Source organism: Kitasatospora sp. NPDC051853, assembly GCF_044452665.1.
Taxonomy (GTDB): Bacteria; Actinomycetota; Actinomycetes; order Streptomycetales; family Streptomycetaceae; genus Kitasatospora.
The window spans coordinates 68,398-79,964 of the sequence record NZ_JBITBY010000016.1 but is presented as its reverse complement, the minus strand read 5'-3'; the positions used below and the strand labels follow the sequence as shown (position 1 = coordinate 79,964).

The 11,567-nt window shown below is 72.4% G+C and carries 8 protein-coding genes; 5 read left to right on the top strand and 3 right to left on the bottom strand.

Translation table 11 applies throughout. The features are described 5' to 3' along the window. Positions 1 to 129: 129 nt before the first annotated feature. The 5 genes from mscL to ACIA8O_RS35555 all read left to right on the top strand — a co-directional run bounded on the left by mscL (position 130) and on the right by ACIA8O_RS35555 (position 5,985). Positions 130 to 573, top strand: coding sequence for a large conductance mechanosensitive channel protein MscL (gene mscL / locus ACIA8O_RS35575; protein ID WP_396298177.1), 444 nt, complete (start codon positions 130 to 132; stop codon positions 571 to 573). Positions 574 to 842: 269 nt separating this feature from the next. Next, a complete protein-coding gene (locus tag ACIA8O_RS35570) occupies positions 843 to 1,454 on the top strand; it encodes a DUF6643 family protein (protein ID WP_396298176.1) in 612 nt (203 codons plus the stop codon). 298 nt (positions 1,455 to 1,752) lie between these two features. Continuing rightward, positions 1,753 to 2,604, top strand: coding sequence for an MOSC domain-containing protein (locus ACIA8O_RS35565; RefSeq protein WP_396298175.1), 852 nt, complete (start codon positions 1,753 to 1,755; stop codon positions 2,602 to 2,604). A 131-nt stretch (positions 2,605 to 2,735) separates the two neighbouring features. Further along, a complete protein-coding gene (locus tag ACIA8O_RS35560) occupies positions 2,736 to 5,150 on the top strand; it encodes a right-handed parallel beta-helix repeat-containing protein (RefSeq protein ID WP_396298174.1) in 2,415 nt (804 codons plus the stop codon). 37 nt (positions 5,151 to 5,187) lie between these two features. Beyond that, positions 5,188 to 5,985 carry a DeoR/GlpR family DNA-binding transcription regulator gene (locus tag ACIA8O_RS35555; RefSeq protein ID WP_396298173.1) on the top strand — a complete coding sequence of 266 codons (798 nt, stop codon included), beginning with the start codon at positions 5,188 to 5,190 and terminating at the stop codon, positions 5,983 to 5,985. A 7-nt stretch (positions 5,986 to 5,992) separates the two neighbouring features. On the opposite strand, the gene ACIA8O_RS35550 is transcribed toward ACIA8O_RS35555, so the two are convergent. The 3 genes from ACIA8O_RS35550 to ACIA8O_RS35540 all read right to left on the bottom strand — a co-directional run bounded on the left by ACIA8O_RS35550 (position 5,993) and on the right by ACIA8O_RS35540 (position 11,518). Continuing rightward, positions 5,993 to 6,988 carry a GNAT family N-acetyltransferase gene (locus ACIA8O_RS35550; RefSeq protein WP_396298172.1) on the bottom strand — a complete coding sequence of 332 codons (996 nt, stop codon included), beginning with the start codon at positions 6,986 to 6,988 and terminating at the stop codon, positions 5,993 to 5,995. Between the two features lie 48 nt (positions 6,989 to 7,036). Beyond that, the gene (locus tag ACIA8O_RS35545; protein ID WP_396298171.1) at positions 7,037 to 8,140 is read right to left on the bottom strand and encodes a PLP-dependent cysteine synthase family protein; all 1,104 of its coding nucleotides are present in this window, start codon (positions 8,138 to 8,140) and stop codon (positions 7,037 to 7,039) included. Positions 8,141 to 8,317: 177 nt separating this feature from the next. Next, a complete protein-coding gene (locus tag ACIA8O_RS35540; RefSeq protein ID WP_396298170.1) occupies positions 8,318 to 11,518 on the bottom strand; it encodes a M28 family peptidase in 3,201 nt (1,066 codons plus the stop codon). Positions 11,519 to 11,567: the final 49 nt, after the last annotated feature.

Genomic DNA, 11,567 nt, shown 5'->3' with positions numbered 1-11,567 from the left:
TGCCCCGGTTACGCGGATCAGGTGAACTGGCTTGGACCACACGGGGGTTGAAGGGTCACAATGGCCAATCGGGCCCGCCGTGCACGGCGCGTGCGCCCCCTCTCCCCCTTCAACGATTTGGAGTTCCCGGTGTTCAAGGGATTCCGCAGCTTCCTGCTGCGCGGAAACGTGGTGGACCTCGCGGTCGGCATCGTGGTCGGCGCGGCCTTCACCGCCGTGGTCACCGGCTTCGTCACCGCCTTCCTCACCCCGCTGATCGGCGTCGCCACCGGCGCGGTCGGCGACTACAGCAAGCGCTCCTTCGAGGTCGGCGGCACCAGCTTCCCGTACGGCGCCTTTCTGAACGCCCTGATCAGCTTCGTGCTGATCGCCGCGGTGATCTACTTCGCGGTGGTGCTGCCGGTCGGCAAGCTCCAGCAGCGCTTCGAGCCGGTCAAGGACGTGCCGGTCCCCAAGGCCGACTGCCCGGACTGCCTGAGCTCCGTCCCGGCCGCCGCGGTCCGCTGCGCGCACTGCACCTCCGAGCTGGCCGGCCGGCCCGGCTTCCCGGTCCAGGCGCTCTCCACCCGCTGACGAACCATCCGGCACCGGCCCCTGGGGGGCTCGTGCCACCCGACGCGCGCCCCCCGGTTCACCGAGGGGCGCGCGCTGTCGATCGGCCACGGTCCGTTCGTCCCCCGTTCGACGCCCCGTCAGGCCCCGAGGGTGGCCGGAAAGCGGCGTCGAAATGTCCGATCATAACACTTTCGAGTGAGTTGTTCCGGAGAAGAGTGCGTAAACACTGCAACTCCTACGCCTCTCACTCTCCTCAGCAGGCACATTGTGGGCTTACGGTATGCCCCATGACCTCGCCCCGCTCCTACGACGGAGTCGGCTACCCCTCTCCGTCCTTCAGCTCCGGCACGCCCATCTACGACAGCCTGGTCGCAGAGCGCGGTGTCCCGCAGATCGCCCCCATCAACGTGCCGGCCGCCCTGCCGCCGGCCTCGTCGAGCTACGGCTACGGCACCAACTACGGCTCCACGTACGGGAGTACGGGCTTCGACAGCCCGGGCGGCAACCTCCCCGCGCTGCCCCCGGCCCGGCTCGCCCTGGGCCCCGGCCCGAGCAGCAGCGGCCCGGCCACCCAGTACATCCCGGCCCAGCCGACCCCTGCGGTCTACACCTCTCCGCAGCCCCAGTTGCCCGGTTACGGCCAGACCGGCCAGCTGCCGCAGCAGCGCCCGGCCGGCGGTCCGAGCCCGGCCTTCCAGCAGTACCAGCAGCAGGGCTACGCGGCGGCGCCCAACCTGGCCGGCCAGGGGGCGTACGCGGGCGCGCAGCAGGGCTTCGCCGGGGCCGCCGCGGTCCCGCAGCAGGGCTTCCCGGACCAGAGCTTCGGCGGCAACCAGTTCCGCCCGATGGCCCAGCAGACCCAGTACCCCCAGCCCGGCTACCAGGCGAACGCCTACTGACCTTGCCGCGACACCACTGCCCGTGATCTGGGGGGATCCGGGCGGAGCAGGGCACAACGGTCGTCCCGAGGGGCCGCACGGACCACACCGGTCCAGGCGGCCCCTCGGCGTACGCGGGCCGCACGAGGGAGCGCCCCGCAGGGGCGCGAGGAACTGCGCGCTGGGGAACGGCAGCACCTGCAACTGGCTCACCTGCCCCGATCCGGCTCTGGTCCGCCTTCCGCTTCGCGCAGTTCCTCGCGCCCCCGGTGTAACCACCTGCATTCGAGGCGCCGCCGGGCTCTGGCAGGATGGGCGCATGCCTCAGCTGACGGGTCTGCACATCTATCCGATCAAGTCCACCTACCGGCTCAGCCCGGAGAGCGCCCAGGTCGAGCCCTGGGGTCTGACCGGGGACCGGCGGTGGATGCTGGTGGACGAGGGCGGCAAGGCCGTGACCCAGCGGGACGAGCCGACGCTCGGTCAGTTCCGCGCGCTGCCGTCCCCCGACGGCTCGCTGAGCGTGACCGCCCCGGACGGCGGGCGGATCGAGATCGCCGCCCCCGCCGGCGAACCGTCCGTCAAGGCCGAGGTGTTCGGCACCTTCTTCACCACCGCACTGGCCGCCGAGGAGGCCAACGCCTGGTTCGCCGGGTACTTCCCCGGTGTGCGGCTGGTGCACCTGGACGACCCGCTGGCCCGGCCGGTGAAGCCGGAGTACGCGGGGCCGGGCGACACCGTGACGATGGCCGACGGCTTCCCGCTGCTGCTCACCACCACCGGCTCGCTGGACGGGCTGAACGCCCGGATCGCCGAGGACCACCCGGAGGACGAGCGCAAGGCGGCCCCGGTGCCGATGGAGCGCTTCCGCCCCAACCTGGTGGTGGACGTGGCCGAGCCCTGGGACGAGGACGAGTGGCTGCGGGTGCGGATCGGCGAGGTGACCTTCCGGGTGGCCAAGCCCTGCGGCCGCTGCGTGGTGACCACCACCGACCAGGAGACCGGCGAGCGCCGGGGCCCCGAGCCGCTGCGGGCGCTCGGCCGCCACCACCAGCTGGACCAGAAGCTGGTCTTCGGCCAGAACCTGATCCCGGAGCGGCCGGAGGGCTTCACCGGCCTGGTCGGCACCCTGCGCCTGGGCGACGAGTTCACCGTCCTGGAGCGTCGCTGACCGCCCGGTCCACCGGCCCGGAACCCGTGCCGCGCCCGGTCGTTGTACCGGTCGTGGCGGTGCGGCGTCTCCCGTTGCGGCAAGCTCCGATACAGACAGCCCGTTGACAGAGGTGGGGATGGCGGATCGTCATGGCTGAGCACAGGGTCCGGGTCACCCAGGACAGCGCCTCGCGCTGGCGGCGCCGGGCCGGCGAGTACCAGACGCTGGCCGAGGCGGTGGCCGCCGCCGAGCCGGGCGACACGCTGACCGTCCGGGCCGGGACGTTCCGGGAGAACGTCGTGCTGGACAAGCCCCTCACCCTGCGCCCGGCGGACGGGCCGGGCACCGTGCGGCTGGACCCGCCCTCCGGGGTGCCCCTCACCCTGACCGCCGACGCCGTGGTGCAGGGCCTGGTGATCGAGGGCTCGGAGCGCTCCGCCCCCGCCGTGCTGGTCCACGGGCCGGGCGTGGCCGCCGAGTTGGCCGGCTGCCGGGTGGAGGCCACGGCGGACTCCGGGGTGGAGCTGACCGACGGGGCCGCCCTGACCCTGCGCGGCTGCACCGTGCTCAACCCGGCCGGGCTGGGCGTGCGGCTGCGCGCCGGGGCCGCGCTGGTGGCCGAGTCCACCGAGCTGGCCGGCTCGGCCCAGGTCGGCCTGGCGGTGCTGGACGGCTCCACCGCCCGGCTGGACGGCTGCCGGGTGCACCACGCCGGCGGGGCCGGGGTGCTGCTCACCGGGGCGGGCAGCACCGTGGAGCTGACGGGCTGTGAGATCTACGAGATCAAGGGCAGTGGGGTGCTGGCCGAGAAGCAGGCGGTGGGCCGGTTCGCCGACTCCACCGTGCACCGGGTCTCCGACAACGGCCTGACCCTGGACAGCGGCGCCGAGCTGACCCTGACCGGCTGCCGCCTGTACGAGCTGGCCGAGAACGGGGCCGATCTGCGCGGCCGGGCCCGGCTGGCCCTGGAGCACACCACCGTCCGGGAGTTCGGCCGCGGCGCACTGGCGGTCTGGGACCCGGGCACCGAGGTCACCGCGCTCTCCTGCGAGCTGCACTCCAGCACCGGCGACTACCCGGCGGTCTGGGTCAGCGACGGTGCCCGGGCGGTGCTCACCGACTGCTCGGTGCACGACGTGCCCGGCGCCCTCTCGGTGCTGGACCGGGACTCGCTGGTGACGGCCAAGGACTGCTCGTTCAGCGCGGTGCGCAGCTCGGCCGTCTCGGTCAGCGGCGGCGCCACGGTGCAGCTGGCGGACTGCCGGGTGCAGCAGGCGGCCACCGGGCTCTGGTTCCGCGACCACGGCAGCGGCGGACGGCTGACGGGCTGTGAGATCTCCGAGGTGGGCACCGGGGTGATCGTCACCACCGGCGCCGATCCGGAGCTGTACGAGTGCACGGTGCGGGGCAGCGCGGAGGCCGCCGTCTACGTCTCGGCCCAGGGCCGGGGCAGCTTCACCGACTGCCGGGTCACCCAGGGGCAGGGCTTCGGCTTCCACGTGATCGACGGTTGCCGCACGGTGCTGACCCGGTGCCGGGCGGAGCAGAACGCGCGGGCCGGGTTCGAGTTCTCCGAGCCGGGGCCGGTGACGGAGAACTGCGTCTCGGACGACGTCGCCCCGGCGAACACCCCGGCGCCCGCCCCGTCCGCCGCCGCTCCCGCCGCACCGGCCGTACCGGCCCCGCGGGTGGTCCGGCTGACCACCGCCGCCGCCCCGGTGACGGCCTCGATCGCGCCGATCCCGGACTGCCGTCCGGCCGACGAGGCGCTGGCCGAGCTGGACTCGCTGATCGGCCTGGCCACCGTGAAGCAGGAGGTGCGCACCCTGATCGACCTGATCTCGGTCGGCCGCCGCCGCCAGCAGGCCGGGCTGAAGGCGCCCTCGCTCCGGCGGCACCTGGTCTTCACCGGCTCCCCCGGGACCGGCAAGACCACGGTGGCCCGGCTGTACGGGGAGATCCTGGCCTCGCTCGGGGTGCTCCAGCAGGGCCACCTGGTGGAGGTGGCCCGGGTGGACCTGGTCGGCGAGCACATCGGCTCCACCGCGATCCGCACCCAGGCGGCCTTCGACCGGGCCCGGGGCGGGGTGCTGTTCATCGACGAGGCCTACGCGCTGGCCCCCGAGGACGGTGCCCGGGACTTCGGGCGGGAGGCGATCGACACCCTGGTGAAGCTGATGGAGGACCACCGGGACGAGGTGGTGGTGATCGTGGCCGGCTACACCACCGAGATGGAGCGCTTCCTCTCGGCCAACCCCGGGGTCTCCTCGCGCTTCTCCCGGACCGTCACCTTCCCCGACTACTCGGCCGGGGAGCTGCTGGAGATCGCCCGGGCGCAGTCGGTGGAGCACGAGTACGCGCTGACCGAGGCGGCCGAGCGGGCCCTGCTGGACCACTTCTCCCGGCTGGACCGGGGGCCGGGATTCGGCAACGGCCGGACGGCGCGTCAGGTGTTCGAGACCATGGTGGAGCGGCACGCGATGCGGGTCGCCCAGCTGGCCGATCCGACCACGGAGGAACTCCAGCTGCTCGTCCCCGAGGACCTACCCGGTGTGACGATCTGACAGGATGGCGCCACGGACCGACCCGGAGGGCTGACAGATGGCCGACACCAGCAACCTGCTGGCCGAGCAGCGCCGCGCGCTCATCCTCGACGAGGTGCGGCGGCGCGGCGGGGTACGGGTGAACGAGCTGACCCAGCGGCTCGGGGTCTCCGACATGACGATCCGTCGGGACCTGGACGCGCTGGCCCGGGCCGGGGCGGTGGAGAAGGTGCACGGCGGGGCGGTGGCGGCGGGCGCGGCGCTGGCGCACGAGCCCGGCTTCGAGGCCAAGTCCGCGCTGGAGCCCTCCGCCAAGGAGCAGATCGCCCGGGCCGCGGCCGCCCTGGTCACCCCCGGCAGCGCGGTCGCGCTCTCCGGCGGCACCACCACCTACGCGCTGGCCCAGCAGCTGGTGGAGGTGGAGCACCTGACGGTGGTCACCAACTCGGTGCCGGTCTCCGAGGTCTTCGAGCGGGCCCGCCGGGCGGGCACCGGGGCGGGCACCACCGTGGTGCTCACCGGCGGGGTCCGCACCCCCTCCGACGCCCTGGTCGGCCCGGTCGCCGACCGGGCCGTCCGCGAACTCCGCTTCGACCTGCTCTTCCTCGGCGCCCACGGCCTGGACGCGGAGGCCGGCCTGACCACCCCGAACCTCGCCGAGGCCGAGACCAACCGCGCCCTGATCGCCTCCGCCCGCCGCACCGTCGTGGTCGCCGACCACACCAAGTGGGGCGTGGTCGGCCTCTCCGCGATCGCCCCCCTGTCGGCGGTCGACACCTGGGTCACCGACGCGGCCCTCCCCCCGGCGGAGGCGGCCCTGGCCCGCGAGTCCATCCGCGAGCTGGTGCTGTCCTGAGCCCCCGTCAGAAGACGCTCTTGTTGCCCGTCTCCGTCCGGTAGACCGTCATGCCCCGGGCCAGGTAGTTGCCCAGGGCGTTCGGGTGGTCATCGGTGCAGGTGTCCAGGACGACCCGGGTCGTCGCCTCCTCCGTGGCCCAGGCGGTGCGCAGGGCCAGCGTCAGCGCGGCGGCGCCGAGACCCCGGCCGACGTGCTCCGGCAGCAGCCCGAAGGCACCGATCTCGACCGAGCCGTCCGGGTGGGGCTCGGTCTCCAGGATGCCCACCGTCTCGTCCTGACGGGTGATCATCCAGAACCGCCGGCCCGGCCGCTCCGCCAGCGACTCCCGCCACTGCTCCTCGGTGCGCCGCGCGCTGCTCCAGCCGTACGGCCCGCCGACCCGCTCCCGGGCCTCCCGGTTCTCCGCCGAGCCGCCCTCGACCTCCCGCACGCCGAGCCCGGCCACCTCCGCACCGGGCCGCAGCGCGTCCGGCGAGGCCAGCTCCAGGTAGGTCACGATCTTGGCGCCGTCGGCGAGTCCGATCTCGAACAGCGGCCCCTCCTCGTCCTCCCGGACCAGCCGGAAGCCGGCCTTGCGCAGCACGTTCTGCGAGGCGTGGTTGCCCGGGTCGGTGTCCGCGCGCAGGGTGACCACCCCGTGGGCCCGGCAGTGCTCGACGATCGCCCGCACCGCCTCGGTGGCGTAGCCCAGACCGCGGGCCCGCTCGGCCAGGCCGTAGCCGATCATCACCGAGCCGGCCGCGTCCGGGGTGCCGTGGAAGCCGATGCCGCCGACGGCGGCGCCGTCCTCGCGGCGGCGGATCTCGTAGTTGCCGAACGGGTGCGGGGTGGTGCCGTCCTGACAGCGGTTCAGGAAGTTGCGGGTGGCGCGCTGCTCACCGGGGCCGGGGTAGCCGTCCACCCAGTGGTCGCCGTCGCCGGGCTCGCCCGCCTCGACCCGGGCGGCGGACTCCGGGGTGAAGGCGTGCAGGACGAGGCGCTCGGTCAGAAGGTCGTTCATACCGCCCTGCCTATCAGCGCGGGCCGCGCCCCCACCACCGGTTTTCCGTCAGCCCAGCGGGCCCCGGTCCTCGAGGAAGAGCTCCAGCTGCTCCTGGTACGGGGCGATGTCGATGGCCTGGCCGTACAGCCAGTCGTCGGAGTAGTACTTGTCCAGGTAGCGGTCGCCCGGGTCGCAGATCAGCGTGACGACGCTGCCGTGCTGCCCGGCGGCGCGCATCTCGGCGACGATCCGCAGGGCGCTCCACAGCCCGGTGCCGGTGGAGGCGCCGGCCTTCTTGCCGAGCACCCGCTCCAGCACCCGGATCGCGGCGACCGAGGCGGCGTCCGGGACCTTCATCATCCGGTCGACGGCGCCGGGGACGAAGCTGGGCTCCATCCGGGGGCGGCCGATGCCCTCGATCCGGGAGCCGGTGTCGCAGGTGGCGTCCGGGTCGTGGTCCACCCAGCCCTGGAAGAAGCAGGAGTTCTCCGGGTCGGCCACGCAGATCCGGGTGTCGGCCTGGGTGTAGTGGACGTAGCGGGCCAGGGTGGCGGAGGTGCCGCCGGTGCCGGCGGTGGCGACGATCCAGGCGGGCTCGGGGTGGGGCTCCAGGCGGAGCTGGGCGAAGATCGACTCGGCGATGTTGTTGTTGCCGCGCCAGTCGGTGGCCCGCTCGGCGTAGGTGAACTGGTCCATGTAGTGGCCGCCGGTCTCGGCGGCCAGCGTGGCGGCCGCCTCGTAGACCTCGCAGGCGCTGTCCACCAGGTGGCACTCGCCGCCCTGGAACTCGATCAGGTCGATCTTGGCCTGGCTGGTGCTCTTGGCCATCACCGCGATGAACGGCACCCCGATCAGCCCGGCGAAGTACGCCTCGGAGACGGCGGTGGAGCCGCTGGAGGCCTCGATCACCGGGCGGCCCGGGCGGATCCAGCCGTTGCAGAGCGCGTAGAGGAAGAGCGAGCGGGCCAGCCGGTGCTTGAGGCTGCCGGTCGGGTGGGTGGACTCGTCCTTGAGGTAGAGGTCGATGCCCCAGTCGGCCGGGAGCGGGAAGCGCAGCAGGTGGGTGTCGGCCGAGCGGTTGGCGTCGGCCTGCACCTTGCGGACGGCCTCCTTCAGCCAGGCCCGGTACTCCGGGTCGGTGCGGTCCACGTCCAGGGTCTCGACGGCCATCGCGCTGCTCTCCTCGGTACGACAATTCCCTTGCCTGACACCGAGTGTAACAAGTAATCACAATAAGTGATCTTATGAGTAGGTCCAGCTTCCGCTTCTCATACCCGGAGGCGGACGCGGCTGTGCCGCGACCCGTCCCCCTCGACGGACCGCGGCACAGCCTGTGTTTTCAGATGGTCAGACGCGACCCCACAGGGCGGGGACGTTCGGCGGCTCCCAGCCGACCTGGGCGGTGTGGCCCTGGATGCAGCGGTAGCTGACGCCGTTGTAGGTCACCACGTCACCCGCGGCGTAGGTGGTGCCCGCGGCCCAGGTGCCGGTGGAGGGGCCCCCGCCGACGGTCAGGCTGTAGGTGGCGGTCCGGCTCACCGAGCCGATGCCGGTGACCGTGATGGTGTAGGTGCCGGCCGCGGTGGAGGAGCCCACCGAGACCGTCATGGTGGAGGAGGAGCCGGTCTGCACCGAGGACGGGCTGAACGAGACCGTGGTGCCGGCCGGGGCGCCCGAGGCGGAGAGGTTGACCGTCTGGGCGGTGCCGGTGACGGCGACCGAGGCGGTCAGCGAGTTGCCCGGGGTGGTGTTGCCGTTGTTCGGGGAGACCGCGAGGGAGAGCTCCGGGTCCGGGTTGGTGGTGCCGCCGACCGAGGTCTTCCAGATGGTGTAGGCGACGCCGTCCGCCGAGCGGTCCAGCACGGTGGCGCTGACGTTGGCGGTGGTGTCACAGGCGGAGTGGTAGCAGGAGTCGTAGGCACGGCCGGCCTGGCCGCCCCACTTGGTGGCCTGCGAGGAGGTCTTGGTGGCGCTGGCACCGGCCGCGTAGCCCGAGGTCGGGATGCCGGCCTGCTGGAAGGAGTAGTCGTCCGAGCGGCCCTGGCCCTCGACGTTCTCCTCCGGCTGGAGGTTCAGCGAGTCCCAGTAGGCCTTCATCGGGGCCGAGGTGGCCGAGGAGATGTTGTTGATGAAGTAGCCGCCGTTGGTGGAGCCCACCATGTCGAAGTTGTAGTAGCCCTTGATGGCGCTGCGGGCGGCGGAGCCGAGCTGGTTGACGTAGTGCTTGGAGCCCTGGAGGCCCTGCTCCTCGCCGGCCCACCAGGCGAACCGGACGTGGCGGGTGAGGTTCTGCGGGTTGGCCTGGGCGAGCGCCAGCGCGTTCTCCAGCAGGACCGCCGAGCCGGAGCCGTTGTCGTTGATGCCGGGGCCGGCCGCGACGCTGTCCAGGTGCGCGCCGAGCATGGTGACCTGGTCGGCGGGGCCGCCCGGCCAGTCGGCGATCAGGTTGTTGGAGACGTAGGTGCAGGTGGTGCAGGACTGCTCGGAGACGGTGTAGCCGGCCGCCTGCAGCTTGGCCTTCACGTACGCCACCGAGGCGGTGTAACCCGCGCTGCCCGCACGGCGGTTGCCGCCGTTCTGGGAGGCGATGGTGTTCAGCTGCGACAGGTGCGCCTGCACGTTGGCCACCGAGATGTCCGGGGCCTGCGGGTCGGGGTTGCCCCCGCCGTTGACGGTCAGGTTGTACTGCGCGGTGTGGGTGGCCGAGCCGGTGCCGGTCACCGTGATCTGGCCGCTGACGGCCGAGTTGGAGGCGCTGACCGTCATGGTCGAGGACGAACCCGCCTGCACGGAGGACGGGTTGAAGGAGACCGTGACGCCGGCCGGGGCCGAGGCGGTCAGGTTGACCGTCTGCGCGCTGCCGGAGACGACCGAGGTGCTCACCGTGGCGGTGACCGAGGAGCCCTTGTTGACCGTGCCACCGGACGGGCTGACGGCGACCGAGAAGTCGTTGTTGCCCGACGGGGTGCAGGTGGCCTCACCGGACTGGGTCGGCACGCTGATCGCGTCCCAGGCGGCCTTGGTCTTGTTGAAGGTGTTGCAGCTCGGGTCCAGGGACTTCGCCGCGGACAAGGTGGCGACCCGGTACTTCTTGTGGGTCATGCCGCTGGTCTTCAGCAGCATGCCGCCGTAGAAGACCTTGCCGGCCTGCTGGATGCCGATGCCGGTCAGCGAAGTGTTGTTGCAGGTCGGGCTGTTGGGCTTGCCGCCACCGGGGGCGGTGCCCTCGGCCAGCAGGTAGAACCAGTGGTTCAGCGGGCCGGCCGCCGCGTGCTCCTCGGTGTTGGGGATGGAGGAGGAGTAGCAGTTCGGGTTGTTGCTGACCTGCGAGGGGTTGTACATGTTCCGGATCGGGCCGGAGCCGACCAGGTTGATCATCTCGCCGACCAGGTAGTCGGGGGCGTCGTACGGGGCGCTCTGGTTGGCGTACGCCTCGGTGAGGGCGCCCATGATGTCACCGGTCGCCTCGCCCAGGCCGGCCTCGTTGCTGGCCGCGCCACCGGGGGTGAACTGGTCGATGCCGTGGCCGAACTCGTGGCCGACCACGTCGATCGAGGCGATCCACTCGTTGGCGTTGTTGCGGCCGATCGAGATGGAGGAGCCGTTCCAGTAGGCGTTGACCTCGTTGAGGCCGACCTTGACCGGCCAGCTGCCGCCGGTGCCGTTGTGCCCGTTGCGACCCAGCCAGTCGCGGAGCATGTTCCACTCCTTCTGCGCCGCGAAGAACACGTCGGCGCAGCCGGTCTCCTTGCTGGTGGAGGCTCCGGTGCCCCAGGTGTCGCTGGACTTGCTGAACACCTGGTTGGTCGAGTAGTCGGAACAGGTCAGCCCGGGCCGGTTCGGGTCGCGCAGCGAGTAGCTGCCACCGGAGTTGGTGGTGTCGATGGAGACCGGCGGCGGGCCGTTCCACTTGCTGTTCGCGGTGCCGCCCTTGACGTCGTCGTAGGAGTCGATGACCGCACCGGAGCGGGCGTCCACGAACACGTGCAGCCGGCTCGGGGCGCTCTGGGTACGGCCGTTGAGCACCGTCTCCCAGGCGAGCGAGGACGTGCCGTCCTTGACCCGGACCACCAGGCGGCTGGACTCGACGCCCTCCACGCTGGCCAGCTTGGCCCGCGAGGTGGCCTCGGCGGTGGCCGCGGTGACGGTGGCCTTGGTGGACGGGACGCCGATCGCACCGGACTTGGCGTTCTGGCTGCCCCGGACCTTGCCCTGGGAGTCGGCCAGCACGACCGCGTCGCCGCCGACCACCGGCAGGCCCTTGTAGGTGCGCTCGTAGGCGACGGAGTAGAGGCCGTCGACCCAGGGGGTGACCGTCTGGCGCTGGTAGGTCTCGTCCGGCCCCTTGGCCAGGGCGTCCAGGCCCGCGGTGGCGGCCTGGTCGGCGGCGGCGACGGCGGTGTTCAGTGCGACCAGTGCGGCCTGCGCGGACTGCGCTCCCGACGGTACCGGCTGGGGTGCGGCACCGGCCTGCCCGGCCGCGGTGGCGGCGAGCATCCCGGCCAGGACGGTCAGGGTGGTGCCCGCCGTCAGCAACTTTCTTTTCATCGAGACTCCTCGAACGTGGGGGTGCTCGACCACGGACGACATGCCAAAG